We start from the raw sequence: 17,282 nt of genomic DNA, 5'->3' as shown, positions 1-17,282 counted from the left end.
TCTGTAATCAGGCGTGCAATCAGGAAAGCACGGAGTTAATCGTCGAGGCGCTCTTCTAACTGGCGCACTTCGTAATTGAGCTTGTCAAGGAACTGCATGCGCCGCATCAAGCGTTCTGCCTGTTCGCGTTGCGCTGCATCATCCCAACAAGCAGCGAAGCTGTTGTTCAGTTCTTGCTGAGCGACCTTGAGCCGACGCTTGAATGCTGCAATACCGCCCATATCGGCGCTGTCGTGCAGGTCTTCAAGTTCTTCGCGCCACTGCATCTGCTGCATCAGAAACTCAGGGTCATGCACCGTGACTTCCAGCGGCGTCTCATTACCCTTGAGCGCAAGTAAATAGCGCGCGCGTTTAGAAGGGTTTTTGAGCGTCTGGTAAGCCTCATTGAGGCCGGCGGACTGTTCGAGCGCCAGACGCTGCTCACGCTCGGAAGCGTCAGCAAAGCGGTCCGGGTGAACGCCACGTGCCAACTCTCGATAGCGCACAGCCAACTGGTCGAGATCCAGATTGAAGCCCGGTTGCAGTTCAAACAAAGCAAAATGACAAGGAGTACCCACGAGTAGCCTCAGATGTTGAAGCTTTCGCCGCAGCCACATTCACCGCGCACGTTAGGGTTATTGAACTTGAAGCCTTCGTTCAAGCCTTCCTTGACGAAATCCAGCTCGGTGCCGTCCAGGTAGCTGAGGCTTTTGGGATCAATGATCACTTTTTCGCCATGGGTTTCGAACACTTGATCGTCTTCGCCCACTTCATCGACAAACTCCAGCACATAGGCAAGACCGGAACAGCCCGTGGTGCGAACACCCAGACGAATCCCCTCACCTTTGCCGCGCCCATCAAGGGAGCGGCGAATATGCTTGGCAGCCGCTTCTGTCATGCTGATAGCCATCGTGACTCCTTACCTGTTGCCGGTTTCTTCACCACTCATGCGCCATATAAGGGCGCAATGGATCAGATCAAACCTTTCTTCTGCTTGTAATCGCGAACGGCCGCCTTGATGGCGTCTTCGGCGAGCACGGAGCAGTGAATTTTTACGGGTGGCAAAGCCAGCTCTTCAGCCAACTGGGTGTTTTTGATGGTCTCTGCTTCATCCAGAGTCTTGCCCTTCATCCACTCAGTTGCCAGGGAGCTGGAAGCGATTGCCGAACCGCAACCGTAGGTCTTGAACTTGGCATCTTCGATGATGCCCTGCTCGTTCACCTTGATTTGCAGGCGCATGACGTCGCCGCAAGCAGGGGCGCCGACCATGCCGGTACCTACATCTGGATCTTCCGCGTTCATCTTGCCGACGTTGCGCGGGTTCTCGTAGTGGTCAATGACCTTTTCGCTGTAAGCCATGGTACTTATCCTCACTCATCAGAGAGTCGCTCTTGAGACGCTGTAAAAGCGGCTATGCGCTGCGCTTACAGCGACTATCTACGGCGACTTGAAATATCAGTGCGCCGCCCACTCGATTTTCGAGATGTCGACACCGTCTTTGTACATGTCCCACAGCGGCGACAGGGCGCGCAGCTTGGTAACGGCCTCGCACACCTTCTGCGCGGCGTAGTCGATTTCCTCTTCGGTGGTGAAGCGACCGAACGTGAAGCGAATCGAACTGTGAGCCAGCTCATCGTTGCGACCCAGGGCGCGCAATACGTAAGACGGCTCAAGGGATGCAGATGTGCAGGCCGAACCGGACGACACCGCCAGATCCTTGAGCGCCATGATCAGCGACTCGCCTTCAACGTAGTTGAAGCTCAGGTTCAGGTTGTGCGGGACGCGGGCAGTCATGCTGCCGTTAACGTAAAGCTCTTCAAGGTGTTCAACCTGCTTGAAGAAACGGTCGCTCAAGGCCTTGATGCGCACGTTTTCAGCGGCCATTTCTTCTTTGGCAATCTGGAACGCCTCACCCATACCCACGATCTGGTGGGTGGCCAGGGTACCCGAACGCATGCCGCGCTCGTGACCGCCGCCGTGCATGGTTGCTTCGATACGCACACGAGGCTTGCGGCTCACGTACAGTGCGCCGATACCCTTCGGACCGTAGGTTTTATGCGCCGAGAAAGACATCAGGTCGACTTTCAGCTTGGCCAGGTCGATTTCAACCTTGCCCGTAGACTGAGCTGCATCCACATGGAACAACACGCCGCGCGAGCGCGTCAGCTCACCAATGGCAGCGATATCGTTAATGGTGCCGATCTCGTTGTTCACGTGCATGATCGAAACCAGAATGGTGTCGTCGCGCATGGCGGCTTCAACCATCGCAGGTGTGACCAGACCGTCTTCACCTGGCTCGATGTAGGTCACTTCAAAGCCTTCTCGCTCCAGCTGACGCATGGTGTCGAGTACGGCTTTGTGTTCGATTTTGTCAGTGATCAGGTGCTTGCCTTTGGTCGCATAGAAATGCGCAGCGCCCTTGATGGCCAGGTTATTGGCCTCGGTAGCGCCGGATGTCCAGACGATTTCACGCGGATCGGCATTGACCAAATCAGCAACCTGACGGCGACCGTTTTCAACCGCTTCTTCGGCCTTCCAGCCAAATACGTGGGAGCGCGAAGCCGGGTTACCGAAGTTCCCGTCAACCAACAGGCAGTCGCTCATTTTTTGAGCAACACGCGGATCAACCGGGGTGGTGGCTGAGTAATCAAGGTAAATCGGCAATTTCATGGACTATCTCCTAAATCAGGCTGGCTGGCGCACCGTCGTTTTTATGCAATCAATCGACGGCGGACGCTTCGATCTTATCCAGGTGCGGCGCCTTGCCATTACAGCGGCGCAGATCCTGACGCTGGGCTACTTCTTGTACCTCACGGCGAGTGACAAGATCAGCCAAGCTGATACCGCTGAGAAACTCGTGTATTTGCAGGCTCAAGTCACACCACAGGTGATGGGTCAGGCACGTGTCACCGGCATGGCAATCGCCCAGACCCTGGCAACGTGTGGCGTCGACGGACTCGTTTACCGCATCGATAACCTGGGCCACCTGAATACCTTGCATGTCGCGCGATAGCTGATAGCCACCACCAGGGCCGCGCACACTGGAAACCAGGCTGCTGCGGCGCAACTTTGCAAAGAGTTGCTCAAGGTAGGAAAGGGAAATGCCCTGGCGCTCGGAAATGTCGGCCAGGGACACCGGCCCGTGCTGTGCATGCAATGCCAAATCGAGCATTGCAGTGACGGCGTAACGGCCTTTTGTAGTCAGTCTCATGGACAGGTACCACGGAATTCGGAATGGGGGCGAGTATGCTATTCCCGACTATTTAAGTCAACTATTAGACCTAGTACTTTAGTCGGGATTACCCGCAAAACAGCGGCCGCATTGTAGCAGGGTCTGCGGCGTAATGGCACATGAGCACATCAGACCCTTGTGCGCATTCGCCGCAGTGACAAGCCTACCCCGGCCTCACGTCATCCTTGCCCTGTACACAGGCGAAATCCTCTTCACGCAACTGCGGCAAGTCCTTGGCGCAATACGGGCTGCCAAGATCTTTGAGCGCACCACACATGCCCTCCAGCTTGCCGTCGACCGCCTGCAAGTGATCCAGCAATTGGCCAATGGCGCGCGCAACAGGGTCCGGCATGTCTTCACTGACACCGTAGGCATCAAAACCGATCTTTTCGGCCATTGCCTTGCGCTTGGCCTGCACCTCATCGTCGTGCTTGATGATGATACGACCCGGAATGCCCACAACCGTCGCCCCGGCCGGCACTGCCTTGGTGACAACCGCATTGGAGCCGACTTTGGCTCCCGCACCCACGGTAAACGGACCTAGCACCTTGGCTCCCGCCCCGACCACAACACCATCCTCAAGCGTGGGATGGCGCTTGCCTTTGTTCCACGTAGTGCCGCCCAGGGTTACGCCCTGATACAGCGTCACGTCATCACCGATCTCTGCCGTCTCACCGATCACAATCCCCATGCCATGATCGATGAAAAAGCGGCGCCCCACCTTCGCCCCCGGATGAATTTCAATCCCGGTCAGCCAGCGCCCGAAGTTCGACACCAGCCGCGCCAGCCACTTCCAATCCGCACGCCACAACAACCCGGACAGGCGATGTATCCAGATGGCATGCATCCCCGGATAACACGTCAGCACCTCAAAAGCATTGCGCGCCGCCGGATCACGATGAAACACACTCTGGATATCTTCACGCAGACGCTCGAACATCTTTAATCCTTGCGCTTGAGCAGCTCGCCACGGGCTGCCTTTTGGGTTTCAGTAAGAATGCCACGCAATATGTTCATTTCGGCACGACTCACCGAACTGCGGCCATACAGGCGACGCAGGCGCGCCATCAGGTGGCGCGGTTTTTCAGGGTCAAGAAACTCGATCGCGACCAACGTCTGCTCAAGATGCTCGTAAAAGCGCTCCAGCTCGTCCATGGTCGCCAGCTCACCACTTTTGGTGGAAGCCACTTCATCTTTTTCCATCTTGCTCGGCTGCCCCTGAGCCGCCAGCCAGGACATACGAATCTCGTAACTCAGCACCTGCACTGCCGCACCCAGGTTCAGCGAGCTGAACTCAGGGTCCGATGGAATGTGCACGTGGAAGTGGCAGCGCTGCAACTCATCATTGGTCAGGCCCGAATCTTCACGACCAAACACCAAAGCAATCTCAGCGCCCTGCGTGGCCTCTTCGACAACTTTTTGCCCGCACTCACGCGGATCGAGCAACGGCCACGGGATACGGCGATCGCGCGCACTGGTACCCAATACCAGATTGCACCCTACCAACGCGTCCTCCAGCGTGGCCACTACCTGTGCATTTTCGAGAATATCGCCCGCGCCCGACGCACGTGCATCGGCCTCGTGATGCGGGAACAGCCTCGGCTCAACCAGAACCAGTCGCGACAAGCCCATGTTTTTCATGGCACGCGCAGCACCACCGATGTTGCCGGGATGGCTGGTATTGACCAGAACGACACGAATATTTGACAGCAATGGGAGCGCTCACAGACCGTTAAAAGGGAGCAAATCTTACCTAAGCCCATCACCTTAAGCTACGAAAGCTAACGCAAACCTTCATATGCCAAACTTTTCTGCTAGAATGTTCGGCTTTCTTTAACGACCTAGGTGAAACGTCCATGCAGCCCATGCTGAATATCGCGCTGCGCGCCGCCCGCAGCGCCAGTGAATTGATTTTCCGCTCCATCGAGCGCCTGGATACCATCAAGGTTGACGAAAAAGACGCCAAGGATTACGTCTCTGAAGTCGATCGTGCTGCCGAGCAGAAAATCATCGACGCCTTGCGCAAGGCTTATCCGACACACGGCATTCTCGGTGAAGAAACCGGCCTGCACGCTGGCAGCGGCGAAGGCGCCGACTACCTGTGGATCATCGACCCACTGGATGGCACTACCAACTTCCTGCGTGGCGTTCCGCACTTCGCAGTCAGCATTGCCTGCAAATACCGCGGCCGCCTTGAGCACGCCGTCGTACTTGACCCGGTTCGCCAAGAAGAATTCACCGCCAGCCGTGGCCGTGGCGCCCAACTCAATGGTCGCCGCCTGCGCGTCAGCGGTCGCACCAGCCTTGAAGGCGCCCTGCTGGGTACCGGCTTCCCGTTCCGCGACAACCAAATGGACAACCTGGATAACTATCTGGGCATGTTCCGCAGCCTGGTCGGTCAAACCGCTGGTATCCGTCGTGCAGGCGCTGCCAGCCTGGACCTGGCCTATGTGGCCGCCGGTCGTTTCGACGCATTCTGGGAGTCGGGCTTGTCCGAATGGGACATGGCCGCAGGCGCACTGTTGATTCAAGAAGCAGGCGGCCTGGTCAGCGACTTCACCGGCAGCCACGATTTCCTTGAAAAAGGCCACATCGTTGCCGGCAACACCAAGTGCTTCAAAGCTGTACTGACGGCTATTCAGCCGCACTTGCCTGCCTCGCTGAAACGCTAAGCGAAGCGCGCAAACAAAAAAGCACCCCTCGGGGTGCTTTTTTTTGCCTACTAAATCCGTAGGTGCCGCAGGCTGCTCGCTTTTGACAGGCGGCAGCTCCTGGAATCAACAGGCCAAATTTATTGCGGGCTCTGCCCAAGAATCAAATTGCCATCTTTACCCACCGGGATTGAACTGCCCGGCTCGTGATCCATACGCACCTTGCCTTCCTTGCCATCCAGCGAATAACGCACGTCGTAACCGACCACTTTGTCACTGATGTCGTTAACGGTATTACAGCGCGTTTGCGTCGTGGTGTAGGTATCACGGTTCTGCATGCCTTCTTGCACCTTGTTACCGGCATAACCCCCGCCTACTGCACCCGCAACGGTCGCAATCTTCTTGCCGCTACCGCCACCGACCTGGTTACCCAAAAGACCACCCGCCACCGCACCAATCACGCTACCGACGATTTGGTGCTCATCCTTGACCGCCGCCCGACGTGTAACGGTCACGTCCTTGCACACTTCACGCGGCGTTTTAATCTGTTGCTTGACCGGCTGAACAGCCAGCACCTGCGCAGACTCCGGGGCTTTAACCAAGCTGTAAGTGGCAACAGCACCACCGGCAGTGACACCGACAGCACCCAAAACAGCACCTACCAGCAAAGATTTGTTCACGCGAACCTCCAGACCATCCTACGTAGGAACAATCCCACGCTAATCCCAGCCTTGGAGCATAAAAAAAGGCGCGAGTTCAATACTCGCGCCTTTTAGGTGATCACCAGGAATCAACTCACCGTCATGGACGGTCGTCGATTTCCTTTTCGCTCGCCGCAGGAGGAATCAGATCCTCACTGTTGAGGTTCAGCCAGATCAGCACCACGTTGGCGATATAGATCGAAGAGTAAGTACCCGCCAATACCCCCACAAACAAGGCAATCGAGAAGCCCCACAGGTTGTCGCCACCAAAGATCAGCAGCGCTGCAATTGCCAGCAAGGTGGAGATCGACGTCGCCATGGTGCGCAGCAGGGTTTGCGTGGTCGAGATATTGATGTTCTCGATCAGGCTGGCCTTGCGCAGCACACGGAAGTTCTCTCGCACTCGGTCAAACACCACGATGGTGTCGTTAAGCGAGTAACCGATGATCGCCAGCACCGCCGCCAACACCGTCAGGTCGAAGGTGATCTGGAAGAACGACAGCACACCCATCGTCACGATCACATCGTGCACCAACGAAACAATGGCGCCGACGGCGAATTTCCACTGAAAGCGAAAAGCCAGGTAAAGCATGATGCCGCCCAGCGCCATCAGCATGCCGAGACCGCCCTGATCGCGCAGCTCTTCACCCACTTGCGGGCCTACGAACTCGACACGCTTGATAACGGCCGGGTTGGCGGTATCTGCCTGCCCCAGCGCAGCAGCCACCTTGTTGCCCAGCAACGGATCGTCGCCCGGCATACGCACCAGCAAGTCGGTCGTAGCGCCAAAGCTCTGCACCACTGCATCGTGGAAACCGGCCGAGGCCAGTTCGGTTCGCACCTTGGTTAAATCAGCCGGCTTCTCGTAGGTCAGCTCGATGAGCGTACCGCCGGTGAAGTCCAGGCCGTAGTTCATGCCCTTGTGAAACATGCTGAACAAGGCCAGCACGGTAAGCAGCACAGTGACGCCGAACGCAACGTTGCGAACGCCCATGAAGTTGATTGTACGTAACATGGCAGCCCCTTAAATCCACAACTTCTTGAAGTCCCGACCGCCGTAAACCAGGTTGACCATTGCGCGGGTCACCATGATGGCCGTGAACATCGAGGTAAAGATCCCCAGAGACATGGTCACCGCAAAGCCTTTGACCGGCCCGGTACCCATGGCAAACAGAATCCCGCCGACCAACAGGGTTGTCAGGTTGGAGTCGATAATCGCCGTGAATGCACGATTGAAGCCTTCATTGATCGCCCGCTGCGGTGTCATGCCATTGGCGATTTCCTCACGAATACGCGAGAAGATCAGCACGTTGGCGTCAACCGCCATACCCATCGTCAATACGATACCCGCGATACCCGGCAGGGTCAGGGTAGCGCCCAACAACGACATCAGCGCCAGCAGCAAGACCATGTTGCCTGCCAACGCCACCGTGGCGATCACACCGAAGAAGCGGTAGATGGCGATGATGAAGATGGACACAAACAGCATGCCCCACAGCGATGCATCAACACCTTTGGTGATGTTGTCAGCACCCAGGCTCGGACCAATGGTGCGCTCTTCCGCAAAGTACATCGGTGCCGCCAGACCACCGGCACGCAGCAGCAGTGCCAACTCGGACGCTTCACCCTGGCCATTGAGACCGGTAATCCGGAACTGGCTGCCCAGCGGCGACTGAATGGTCGCCAGGCTGATGATCTTTTTCTCTTCCTTGAAGGTCTGAACCGGCACTTCCTTCTCAACACCGTCAACCACTTGCTTGGTGTAGGTCGTCACCGGCTTCTGCTCGATGAAGATAACCGCCATGCTGCGACCGACGTTGCTGCGAGTGGAACGGCTCATCAACTCGCCACCATGACCATCAAGCTTGATGTTCACCTGTGGTCGGCCGTGCTCGTCAAAACCCGCTTGTGCATCGGTTACCTGATCACCCGTGATGATCAAGCCACGCTCGATTTGCGCGGAAGCACGATTGCCCTCACGGAACTCGAACGTCTCGGAAGTGGCTTTGGATGCGCCCGGCTCTGCGGCCAGACGGAACTCAAGGTTGGCCGTCTTGCCCAGGATACGCTTGGCTTCGGCGGTGTCTTGCACGCCCGGCAGCTCAACCACGATGCGGTTGGCACCCTGACGCTGAACCAGAGGCTCGGCAACACCCAACTCGTTAACCCGGTTACGGACGGTTGTCAGGTTTTGCTTGATGGAATATTCACGGATTTCCGCCAGCTTGGCCGGGGTCATCGCCAGACGCAGCACCGGCTGACCGTTCAGATCCGCAGCGGCAATGTCGAAGTCATTGAAGTTCTTGCGAATCAGGCTACGCGCTTGCTCACGGGTTGCTTCATCAGCAAAACCCAACTGAATGGCACCATTGAGCTGCGGCAGACTGCGATAACGCAGCTTGTCTTTACGCAACAGGCTTTTGACGTCGCTTTCGTACACTTTCATGCGCGCGTCGACGGCCTTGTCCATGTCGACTTCCAGCAGGAAGTGCACACCACCCGACAAGTCCAGACCCAGCTTCATTGGGTGAGCACCCAGGTTACGCAGCCATTGTGGCGTGGTCTGAGCCAGGTTGAGCGCTACGACGTAGTCGTCACCCAAGGCCTTGCGCACCACGTCTTTTGCTGGCAACTGGTCGTCTTTGCTCGCCAGACGCAACAAACCGCCTTTGCCGTTGGCTGCCAACGTGGCGCCTTTCACAGCAATGCCGGCATCCTTGAGCGCTTTGCTCGCACGCTCCAGATCAGCGTCGGTCACTTGCAGTGCCGTGCTCGCGCCAGACACCTGAATAGCCGGATCATCCGGGTAGAGATTGGGAGCGGAATAAATAAAACCGATCGCCAGCACCGCCAGGATCAGTACGTATTTCCACAGAGGGTATTTGTTCAGCATCAATCACGCCGCCCGCTTAGAACGCGGGGCGCCTTGCGCGCCCCGTCGATTGTTAAAAGTTGAAACTTTAGATCGCTTTCAGCGTGCCTTTAGGCAGCGTGGCGGCTACAGCGCCCTTCTGAATTTTCAGCTCGACAGTGTCAGACACTTCGATCACAACAAAAGCATCAGTGACTTTGGTGATTTTGCCGGCGATACCGCCAGTGGTTACAACTTCGTCGCCTTTTTGCAGGTTACCCAACAGGGCTTTCTGCTCTTTGGCGCGCTTGGCCTGTGGACGCCAGATCATCAGGTAGAAGATGACCAGGAAGCCGACCAGGAAAATCCACTCAAAACCAGTACCGGCTGGGCCAGCAGCAGGTGCAGCAGCGTCCGCGAAAGCGGGAGAGATGAAAAAGCTCATTAAGCACTCCAGTTGCAAAAAGTGTTTCTTAGGGTCCGAAAATCAGTCCAGGGGCGGTACAGGCAACCCGCGCTTGGCATAGAAGGCATCGACAAAGGCGGCCAATGTACCCTGTTGAATAGCCTCGCGCAAACCAGCCATGAGCACCTGATAGTGCCGCAAATTGTGGATGGTATTGAGCATGCTACCCAACATTTCGCCGCACTTGTCCAGATGATGCAGATAAGCACGGGAGAAGTTCTGGCAGGTGTAACAGTCGCAGGTCGGATCCAACGGCGAATCATCATGGCGATGGAACGCATTGCGGATCTTGATCACACCGGTGTCGATGAACAGATGCCCATTGCGGGCATTACGGGTTGGCATCACGCAATCGAACATGTCCACACCGCGGCGCACACCCTCCACGAGATCTTCAGGTTTGCCAACCCCCATAAGGTAACGAGGTTTGTCAGCCGGCATCATGGCAGGCAGGTAATCCAGCACCTTGATCATTTCGTGCTTGGGCTCGCCTACCGACAAGCCGCCGATGGCCAGGCCATCAAAGCCGATCTTGTTCAGACCTTCGAGCGAACGCTCGCGCAGGTTCTGGTGCATGCCACCCTGAACGATCCCGAACAGGGCCGCGGTGTTATCGCCGTGAGCATTTTTAGAGCGCTGAGCCCAGCGCAATGACAGCTCCATAGACACCCGAGCCACGTCTTCGTCGGCCGGGTACGGGGTGCACTCGTCAAAAATCATGACCACGTCGGAGCCCAGATCGCGCTGAACCTGCATCGACTCTTCCGGGCCCATGAAGACTTTGGCGCCGTCTACGGGCGAGGCAAAGGTCACGCCCTCTTCTTTGATCTTGCGCATGGCCCCCAGGCTGAACACCTGGAAACCACCCGAGTCAGTCAGGATCGGACCTTGCCACTTCATGAAGTCGTGCAGGTCGCCGTGCTTTTTGATCACTTCAGTGCCAGGACGCAGCCACAGGTGAAAGGTGTTACCCAAAATCATCTGCGCGCCGGTATCGACGATATCGCGCGGCAACATGCCCTTGACCGTGCCGTAGGTACCCACCGGCATGAACGCCGGGGTTTCCACCACACCACGCGGGAAGGTCAGACGACCGCGACGAGCCTTGCCATCGGTGGCAAGTAACTCGAAAGACATACGACAGTTGCTCATGCTTGATCCTCTGGGGCCGGGGCAGGAGCCGTCGGCGCGGGATTGCGGGTGATGAACATTGCATCACCGTAACTAAAGAAGCGGTATCCATGCTCGACCGCAGCCTGGTAGGCCGCCATGGTTTCGGGATAACCGGCGAACGCCGAAACCAGCATCAGCAGCGTGGATTCTGGCAAATGGAAATTGGTCACCAGCGCATCGACCACATGAAACGGCCGGCCCGGGAAGATAAAGATATCGGTGTCACCACTGAACGGCTTGAGCACGCCATCACGCGCTGCGCTCTCCAGCGAACGCACGCTGGTGGTGCCCACGGCAATCACTCGCCCGCCCCGCGCACGGCACGCCGCCACGGCATCCACCACGTCCTGGCCCACTTCCAGCCATTCGGTGTGCATGTGGTGATCCTCAAGGCGCTCAACCCGTACCGGCTGGAACGTGCCCGCGCCCACATGCAGGGTCACGAACGCCGTTTCAACGCCTTTGGCGGCAATGGCCTGCATCAGCGGCTCATCAAAGTGCAGCCCGGCCGTTGGCGCAGCCACAGCGCCCAGGCGCTGAGCGTAGACCGTTTGATAGCGTTCACGGTCCGAGCCTTCGTCCGGACGGTCGATGTACGGCGGCAGCGGCATATGCCCGACACGGTCCAGCAAGGGCAACACTTCTTCAGCAAAGCCCAGCTCAAACAACGCATCGTGGCGCGCCAGCATCTGCGCTTCGCCACCGCCATCGATCAGGATCTTTGAACCAGGCTTTGGCGACTTGCTGGAGCGCACATGCGCCAGCACCCGATGACTGTCGAGCACGCGCTCAACCAGAATTTCCAGCTTGCCGCCCGAAGCCTTTTGGCCAAACAGGCGTGCCGGAATCACCCGGGTATTGTTAAACACCATCAAATCACCCGAACGCAAATGTTCAAGCAAATCAGTAAATTGACGATGTGCCAGCGCCCCGCTCTCCCCATCCAGGGTCAGCAGGCGACTGTTGCGGCGCTCCGCCAAAGGATGGCGTGCGATGAGCGAATCAGGGAGTTCGAAAGTAAAGTCAGCAACGCGCATGATAGGTTTCGTCTAGCAGGGCCGGGGAGTTTAACGGACTTAGTAAAAATAGACCAATAAGTTGTTGACCGACCTAAAACTCATCTCTATACTTCGCCGCCATTGAGCCCTGATGGCGGAATTGGTAGACGCGGCGGATTCAAAATCCGTTTTCGCAAGAAGTGGGAGTTCGAGTCTCCCTCGGGGCACCATCTTAAAAAAAGACCTTGAAATTCAAGGTCTTTTTTTTCGCCTGTCAAAAAGTGAATTCGCTCGCTTGGCACCCACTCACAGGAACCTATCGCATGGAATCGTCGCTGGAGGCAGTTGCGCTTTTCTCTCTCAAGCTGGTGCACGAGACGGACGGTCATAGCCCGGTGCTGCGTGACGATTATGTGATGGCTGACTATCAACGCGAACTCTTCGCCTTACTGGTGCGTAACGGCGATATCGCAGGCATTCAGCACAAAGTCGCTGAGTGCCTGAGGCAGGCATTAAACGCGTTGGGCGGTGCCGAAAAGCCCTTGGGCCGCGAGCTGTACAAGCTGGCCTGTGCGTTCCAGCACGCGCAAACGCTGGCCGAACTGAACACCCCGCTGGAGCAGCTCAAAGACTACCTCAAAGACATTCAGTGATCGGTGTCCTGAAAGGTCGCGATATAGGCCAGCAGATCGTCGATCTTCTGCGGATCGCTGATGCCCCAGAAAATCATGCGCGTACCGCTCACGACTTTTTTCGGCGCCTCAATATAGGCGGCCAGCTTTTCGCGGCTCCAGACCACGCCTGAGTTCTTCATCGCGTCCGAGTATTGATAACCCGGCGTGATCCCGGCAGTGCGTCCGATCACGCCATTGAGCTGAGGACCGAACCCCCCTCGCGCACCCGGCCCGATGCTGTGGCACCCCCCGCAGGTTTTGGTGAACAACTTGCCACCTGCGTCGGCATCACCCGCCGCCGCGGCCGCGGCACTGAAAATGCCGAGCGTGACGGTCAGGACCAAAGTGGTGAAAGCCGATAGTTTCATGAACGACTCCAGATCAGATGTTGCAGACAATTTCAGCCGACGATTATGCCCGCCTCCTCGCCACGCCACCATTCACAGCTCACTCGCGCCACTCGCACCTGCACGTAACCAGAGATTGCAGTAGCCATCATCTCGCCGCTAATATTGAGAACTATTCGCACTCACCTCTGGAAAGCCGACCGGTGCAATCTCTCCCAACCAGCAAGCTGGGTTTCTTTTTCAGCGATCACCATCGCTGGCTGCTGCAACATATTCAGCGACGCTTGCGCAACCATGCCGATGCGCAGGACACGGCGGCGGATACGTTTTGCCAGTTGCTGGCGGCCCAAGTCGACCCTGACACCATCGAGCAACCTCGTGCGTACCTGTCGACCATTGCGCGGCGGCTTATCTTCGATCGCCACCGGCGGCGCAAGCTGGAGTTGGCGTATCTGGAACGGCTGGCCCTATTGCCCGAAGCCGTGGCGCCCTCCCCCGAAGAACAATGGCAACTGACAGAAGCACTCATCGCCATCGACCGCGCCCTCGACGGCTTGCCCATGATCGTCAAGGCCACCTTCCTATACAGCCAGCTCGACGGCTTGAGCTATGTAGCGATTGCACAAAAATTGGGTTTGTCGCAGCGCACCGTCAGTCGCTACATGAAACAAGCCCTGCGCCAGTGTTACTTGAGCGATTTGGGCGTATGAGCAAGCCAGCGCTGGACCCTGTCAACGAGCAGGCGATTGACTGGATGGTCAAGCTGCGCGCAGGCACGCCAAATGCTGCACTGCAAGCACGCTTTAACCAGTGGCTAAGCCAAGACCCGACCCACCAGCAAGCCTGGACGCTGCTGCACGATCGCCTGGGCGGCGCGTTCAACACCGTACGCGCACTGGATAAACGCGTACCCGGCCAGGCGGGCGAGGCGCGTCAGTTACTGCTGCAACCCCACAGCTCGCGCCGCGATGCTTTGCGCGTGATCGCGGGCCTGGGGTTGCTCGGTGGCGGGTTATGGGTGGGCGCCCGCAGCCCGGTGGGGGATTCGCTGCTGGCGGACCTGTCGACGGGCCGTGCTCAGCGACAGGATTACACCCTGGCGGATGGCAGCCAGCTGAGTCTCGATGCCAACAGCGCGGTCGACCTGCAATTCGATGCCACGCAAAGGCTGGTGATTCTGCGCCACGGCCAACTGGTGATCCAGGTTGCGCCTGATGTGCATCGCCCGTTGCGTGTGCGCACCGCGCAAGGCGAAATCCGCGCCCTGGGGACGCGCTTTCTGGTGGCTCAAGAGCCTGGCGCCAGCCGTGTGGTCGTGCTTGAGCACAGCATTGAAGCACGACTGTTCAACGGCACCGTGCTGAATGTGCAAGAAGGTCAGAGCGCGCTGCTCTACACCGACCGCATCAGTCGGCTACCCGGCGAACAACGCCAGCGTGCCGACTGGCAGAGCGGCCGGCTCAATGTGCTGGATGATTCGCTTGAATACGTGATCGATGCGCTGCGGCCCTATACCCGGGGTTATGTGCGCGTGGCGCCCGAGGTGCGCAACTTGCGCGTACAAGGCGTGTACCCGCTCAATGATCCGCAACGCGCCTTCACGGCACTGGCACACACCCTTGCGATCCGCGTGGACCATTACAGCCCGTGGCTGACAGTGATCAGCGCCAAATGAGCGGGCGGTCTCTTTTTGAAAATTAATCTTATTTGTGTCCGGTTTTCATTTCTCATCCCACCTATCTCCTGACACTTGCACACGATCAGGAGAATGCCGTGCTCAATCCGTGGCCCCATGCCCTAACTGTCGCTGTTGCCCTGGCAACGCTGGCCAACTCAGCCGCGCTTCAGGCGCAAGACCTGAGCTTCAATCTCAAGTCTGGCCCGCTGGCCAATACGCTCAATGCCATCGCCAGCCAGAGCGGCAAGATCATCTCGCTGCAACCCACCCTCGTGCAGGGTAAACAGGCGCCAGCGGTAATGGGGCACATGTCTGCCGAACAGGCGATGGACACCGCGCTTAGCGGCAGCGGCCTGCAATTGCGCATTACAGAGCAAGGTGACTTCAGCGTCGAACCCGCCCCGCAAAACGGCGAGGCGCTGCAACTGGGCCTCACCCACATCGTCGAGCAACACCGAGACGCCACCACTGAAGGCTCCGGCTCTTACACCGCACAGGCAGTGACCATCGGCAAGGGGTCCCACAGCCTCAAGGAGACCCCGCAATCAGTCACGGTCATCACCCGCAAAATGCTGGACGACCAGAACCTCAACACCATTGAGCAGGTGATGAAAAAAACACCGGGCATCACCGTGTACGACTCGCCCATGGGCGGCAAGTATTTCTATTCGCGCGGGTTCCGCATGACCGGGCAGTACCAATACGACGGTGTGCCATTGGACATCGGCAGCAGCTACGTGCAAGCCGACAGTTTCAACAGCGACATGGCCATCTATGACCGGGTGGAAGTGTTGCGTGGCGCCGCTGGCATGATGAAAGGCGCGGGCGGCACGGCAGGCGGGATCAACTTTGTGCGCAAACGTGGCGATTACACGCCCCATACGCAACTGTCGCTTTCTGCGGGCACGTGGGACAACTACCGGGGCCAGGTCGACACTGGCGGCCCGTTGAACGAGTCTGGCACCGTGCGTGGCCGCGCCGTGGTCACGCAACAGACCCGTCAGTATTTTTATGACGTGGCTGCGCGCAAAGACCAGATCTACTACGGCGCTCTGGACTTCGACCTGAGCCCCGATACCACGCTGGGGTTGGGCCTGGCCTATGAAGACGTCGACGCCACACCCTGCTGGGGTGGGCTGCCGCGCTATGCCGATGGCAGCGACCTGAAACTCAAACGTTCCACTTGCCTGAATACCGCATGGAACAACCAGCGCAGCAAACGCACCACCGTGTTCGGTGACCTCAAGCACCAGCTCAATGACGACTGGGCACTGAAAGTCGCCGGGGTTTACTCCAAAAACACACAAAACATGGAGTACGCGTTCCCCAGTGGCTCGGTGCCCGTCGGCGCCACCGCCACTCACACCTTGATGCTGGGCAGCACGTATGACTACGACCAGGTCGATTACGGGTTCGATGCGTACGTAGACGGTAAATTTGATGCCTTCGGACAACAGCACGAACTGATCGTGGGGGCCAATGCCAGCCGCTCCCACAAAGATGACTTCTACGCCGTGGCCGCGTTGCCTCAGCGTCAGAACGTACTCAATCCGGACCACCACTTGCCGCGCCCTGACGAAAGCTATTACTTGGCCAATGCCTCACGAGGCGGCCCGCTGGACATGCGTATCCAGCAATACGGCGCCTACTCCCTCACCCGACTGAAACTGGCCGACCCGCTGACTGTGGTGCTGGGCAGCCGCGTCAGTTGGTACTCATCTGACAGCCATCAGGTCTCGTACTGGCGCGGCGAAGGCACGCCTCTCAGTGCCAAGGCCAAAGAGACCGGGCAGGTCACCCCGTTTGCCGCCGTGCTGTTTGACCTCAATGACAACCTCACCACTTACGCCAGCTACACCGACATTTTCACCCCACAAGGCGGTTATGCCACCTTGACAGGCACGACCCTCAAACCTCTGATCGGGCAAAGCTATGAACTGGGGATCAAAGGCGAATGGCTCGACGGGCGCTTGAACAGCTCGTTCAACCTGTTCCGCACGGTTCAAAAGGACGCCGCCCAAGACGATCCGCGGTGCCCGGACAGCAGTTGTTCGATCAACTCCGGCAAGGTCCGTGCTCAAGGTTTCGAGGCTGAAATCAGCGGAGAAGTCATTGACCGTCTGCAAGTGTTGGCCGGCTACACCTACACCCAGACCAAAGTGCTGGAAGACGCCAACCCTGAACAGGATGGCCTGGCCTACAACGCCTATGTACCGCGCCACCTGCTACGCGTATGGGCCGATTACGCACTGTCGGGCGCGCTGGAGCGCGTGACCGTCGGCGCCGGGGTTAACGCTCAGAGCAGCAACTACCGCGTATCCCCTATCAGCGGCAACGACATCAGCCAAGCGGGTTATGCCGTGTGGAACGGGCGTATTGGCTATCGCATCGACGACACCTGGTCGGTGGCACTGAACGGCAACAATCTGCTCGACAAGCGCTATTACGCCACCGTCGGCACCGAAGGGTTCGGTAATTTCTACGGTGAACCACGCAACCTCGTGATGTCGCTCAAGGCGGATTTTTAAACCC

19 protein-coding genes and 1 tRNA gene are annotated in these 17,282 nt (G+C 57.9%); 6 read left to right on the top strand and 14 right to left on the bottom strand.

Annotated features, from left to right (window positions below; genetic code table 11):
* Positions 1 to 35 precede the first annotated feature (35 nt).
* The 7 genes from hscB to trmJ form a co-directional block, all read right to left on the bottom strand.
* Positions 36 to 557 carry a co-chaperone HscB gene (hscB, locus tag TU86_RS01880; protein WP_048362604.1) on the bottom strand — a complete coding sequence of 174 codons (522 nt, stop codon included), beginning with the start codon at positions 555 to 557 and terminating at the stop codon, positions 36 to 38.
* 8 nt (positions 558 to 565) lie between these two features.
* Positions 566 to 889, bottom strand: a complete 324-nt coding sequence (gene iscA, locus TU86_RS01875) for an iron-sulfur cluster assembly protein IscA (protein ID WP_048362603.1) — start codon at positions 887 to 889, stop codon at positions 566 to 568.
* 62 nt (positions 890 to 951) lie between these two features.
* Positions 952 to 1,338: a Fe-S cluster assembly scaffold IscU gene (iscU, locus tag TU86_RS01870; RefSeq protein WP_007929523.1), complete on the bottom strand. Its 387-nt coding sequence runs from the start codon at positions 1,336 to 1,338 to the stop codon at positions 952 to 954.
* Between the two features lie 96 nt (positions 1,339 to 1,434).
* Positions 1,435 to 2,649, bottom strand: a complete 1,215-nt coding sequence (locus TU86_RS01865) for an IscS subfamily cysteine desulfurase (RefSeq protein WP_048362602.1) — start codon at positions 2,647 to 2,649, stop codon at positions 1,435 to 1,437.
* Positions 2,650 to 2,698: 49 nt separating this feature from the next.
* On the bottom strand, positions 2,699 to 3,190 hold the full coding sequence (gene iscR / locus TU86_RS01860; protein WP_048362601.1) for a Fe-S cluster assembly transcriptional regulator IscR: 492 nt from the start codon (positions 3,188 to 3,190) through the stop codon (positions 2,699 to 2,701).
* Positions 3,191 to 3,374: 184 nt separating this feature from the next.
* Positions 3,375 to 4,151: a serine O-acetyltransferase gene (gene cysE, locus TU86_RS01855; protein ID WP_048362600.1), complete on the bottom strand. Its 777-nt coding sequence runs from the start codon at positions 4,149 to 4,151 to the stop codon at positions 3,375 to 3,377.
* 2 nt (positions 4,152 to 4,153) lie between these two features.
* Positions 4,154 to 4,924 carry a tRNA (cytosine(32)/uridine(32)-2'-O)-methyltransferase TrmJ gene (gene trmJ, locus TU86_RS01850; RefSeq protein WP_048362599.1) on the bottom strand — a complete coding sequence of 257 codons (771 nt, stop codon included), beginning with the start codon at positions 4,922 to 4,924 and terminating at the stop codon, positions 4,154 to 4,156.
* 143 nt (positions 4,925 to 5,067) lie between these two features.
* Here trmJ and suhB point away from each other — a divergent pair, with 143 nt between their 5' ends.
* Positions 5,068 to 5,883: a type III secretion system regulator SuhB gene (gene suhB, locus TU86_RS01845; protein ID WP_047273836.1), complete on the top strand. Its 816-nt coding sequence runs from the start codon at positions 5,068 to 5,070 to the stop codon at positions 5,881 to 5,883.
* Between the two features lie 119 nt (positions 5,884 to 6,002).
* Here the strand turns inward: suhB and TU86_RS01840 are convergent, their stop codons facing one another.
* The 6 genes from TU86_RS01840 to queA all read right to left on the bottom strand — a co-directional run bounded on the left by TU86_RS01840 (position 6,003) and on the right by queA (position 12,090).
* Positions 6,003 to 6,542: a glycine zipper 2TM domain-containing protein gene (locus tag TU86_RS01840; protein ID WP_048362598.1), complete on the bottom strand. Its 540-nt coding sequence runs from the start codon at positions 6,540 to 6,542 to the stop codon at positions 6,003 to 6,005.
* Positions 6,543 to 6,663: 121 nt separating this feature from the next.
* Positions 6,664 to 7,578 (bottom strand): protein translocase subunit SecF, encoded by a 915-nt coding sequence (gene secF / locus TU86_RS01835; RefSeq protein ID WP_048362597.1) that lies wholly within the window; start codon positions 7,576 to 7,578, stop codon positions 6,664 to 6,666.
* 9 nt (positions 7,579 to 7,587) lie between these two features.
* A complete protein-coding gene (gene secD / locus TU86_RS01830; protein WP_048362596.1) occupies positions 7,588 to 9,456 on the bottom strand; it encodes a protein translocase subunit SecD in 1,869 nt (622 codons plus the stop codon).
* A gap of 67 nt (positions 9,457 to 9,523) precedes the next feature.
* Positions 9,524 to 9,859, bottom strand: coding sequence for a preprotein translocase subunit YajC (yajC, locus tag TU86_RS01825; protein WP_047273832.1), 336 nt, complete (start codon positions 9,857 to 9,859; stop codon positions 9,524 to 9,526).
* A gap of 42 nt (positions 9,860 to 9,901) precedes the next feature.
* The gene (gene tgt / locus TU86_RS01820; protein ID WP_088500051.1) at positions 9,902 to 11,017 is read right to left on the bottom strand and encodes a tRNA guanosine(34) transglycosylase Tgt; all 1,116 of its coding nucleotides are present in this window, start codon (positions 11,015 to 11,017) and stop codon (positions 9,902 to 9,904) included.
* 11 nt (positions 11,018 to 11,028) lie between these two features.
* Positions 11,029 to 12,090 (bottom strand): tRNA preQ1(34) S-adenosylmethionine ribosyltransferase-isomerase QueA, encoded by a 1,062-nt coding sequence (gene queA, locus TU86_RS01815; RefSeq protein ID WP_048362594.1) that lies wholly within the window; start codon positions 12,088 to 12,090, stop codon positions 11,029 to 11,031.
* Between the two features lie 106 nt (positions 12,091 to 12,196).
* Between queA and TU86_RS01810 the strand changes: the two genes are divergently transcribed.
* Positions 12,197 to 12,281: transfer RNA gene (locus tag TU86_RS01810), tRNA-Leu, on the top strand.
* A gap of 93 nt (positions 12,282 to 12,374) precedes the next feature.
* Positions 12,375 to 12,704: a hypothetical protein gene (locus tag TU86_RS01805; RefSeq protein ID WP_048362593.1), complete on the top strand. Its 330-nt coding sequence runs from the start codon at positions 12,375 to 12,377 to the stop codon at positions 12,702 to 12,704.
* Here TU86_RS01805 and TU86_RS01800 read toward each other — a convergent pair.
* A complete protein-coding gene (locus tag TU86_RS01800; protein ID WP_048362592.1) occupies positions 12,698 to 13,093 on the bottom strand; it encodes a c-type cytochrome in 396 nt (131 codons plus the stop codon). The genes TU86_RS01805 and TU86_RS01800 overlap by 7 nt on opposite strands.
* A 182-nt stretch (positions 13,094 to 13,275) precedes the next feature.
* Here TU86_RS01800 and TU86_RS01795 point away from each other — a divergent pair, with 182 nt between their 5' ends.
* The 3 genes from TU86_RS01795 (at position 13,276) to TU86_RS01785 (ending at position 17,278) form a co-directional block, all read left to right on the top strand.
* The gene (locus TU86_RS01795) at positions 13,276 to 13,782 is read left to right on the top strand and encodes a sigma-70 family RNA polymerase sigma factor (protein ID WP_048362591.1); all 507 of its coding nucleotides are present in this window, start codon (positions 13,276 to 13,278) and stop codon (positions 13,780 to 13,782) included.
* Positions 13,779 to 14,747: a FecR domain-containing protein gene (locus TU86_RS01790; RefSeq protein WP_048362590.1), complete on the top strand. Its 969-nt coding sequence runs from the start codon at positions 13,779 to 13,781 to the stop codon at positions 14,745 to 14,747. Before TU86_RS01795 ends, TU86_RS01790 begins: the two co-directional genes overlap by 4 nt.
* Positions 14,748 to 14,845: 98 nt before the next feature.
* Positions 14,846 to 17,278, top strand: coding sequence for a TonB-dependent siderophore receptor (locus TU86_RS01785; protein WP_048362589.1), 2,433 nt, complete (start codon positions 14,846 to 14,848; stop codon positions 17,276 to 17,278).
* Positions 17,279 to 17,282 lie beyond the last annotated feature (4 nt).

Origin of the sequence: Pseudomonas weihenstephanensis, from assembly GCF_001043055.1 — a bacterium.
GTDB classification, from domain to species: Bacteria; Pseudomonadota; Gammaproteobacteria; order Pseudomonadales; family Pseudomonadaceae; genus Aquipseudomonas; species Aquipseudomonas weihenstephanensis.
This window is presented reverse-complemented; position numbering and strand designations above follow the sequence as displayed.

Excerpts from the sequence above, each read along its gene's own strand:
- iscA (WP_048362603.1), bottom strand. The coding sequence starts at position 889 with ATGGCTATCAGCATGACAGAAGCGGCTGCCAAGCATATTCGCCGCTCC.
- iscU (WP_007929523.1), bottom strand. The coding sequence starts at position 1,338 with ATGGCTTACAGCGAAAAGGTCATTGACCACTACGAGAACCCGCGCAAC.
- TU86_RS01865 (WP_048362602.1), bottom strand. The coding sequence starts at position 2,649 with ATGAAATTGCCGATTTACCTTGATTACTCAGCCACCACCCCGGTTGAT.
- iscR (WP_048362601.1), bottom strand. The coding sequence starts at position 3,190 with ATGAGACTGACTACAAAAGGCCGTTACGCCGTCACTGCAATGCTCGAT.
- cysE (WP_048362600.1), bottom strand. The coding sequence starts at position 4,151 with ATGTTCGAGCGTCTGCGTGAAGATATCCAGAGTGTGTTTCATCGTGAT.
- suhB (WP_047273836.1), top strand. The coding sequence starts at position 5,068 with ATGCAGCCCATGCTGAATATCGCGCTGCGCGCCGCCCGCAGCGCCAGT.
- secF (WP_048362597.1), bottom strand. The coding sequence starts at position 7,578 with ATGTTACGTACAATCAACTTCATGGGCGTTCGCAACGTTGCGTTCGGC.
- secD (WP_048362596.1), bottom strand. The coding sequence starts at position 9,456 with ATGCTGAACAAATACCCTCTGTGGAAATACGTACTGATCCTGGCGGTG.
- yajC (WP_047273832.1), bottom strand. The coding sequence starts at position 9,859 with ATGAGCTTTTTCATCTCTCCCGCTTTCGCGGACGCTGCTGCACCTGCT.
- tgt (WP_088500051.1), bottom strand. The coding sequence starts at position 11,017 with ATGTCTTTCGAGTTACTTGCCACCGATGGCAAGGCTCGTCGCGGTCGT.
- queA (WP_048362594.1), bottom strand. The coding sequence starts at position 12,090 with ATGCGCGTTGCTGACTTTACTTTCGAACTCCCTGATTCGCTCATCGCA.
- TU86_RS01805 (WP_048362593.1), top strand. The coding sequence starts at position 12,375 with ATGGAATCGTCGCTGGAGGCAGTTGCGCTTTTCTCTCTCAAGCTGGTG.
- TU86_RS01800 (WP_048362592.1), bottom strand. The coding sequence starts at position 13,093 with ATGAAACTATCGGCTTTCACCACTTTGGTCCTGACCGTCACGCTCGGC.
- TU86_RS01790 (WP_048362590.1), top strand. The coding sequence starts at position 13,779 with ATGAGCAAGCCAGCGCTGGACCCTGTCAACGAGCAGGCGATTGACTGG.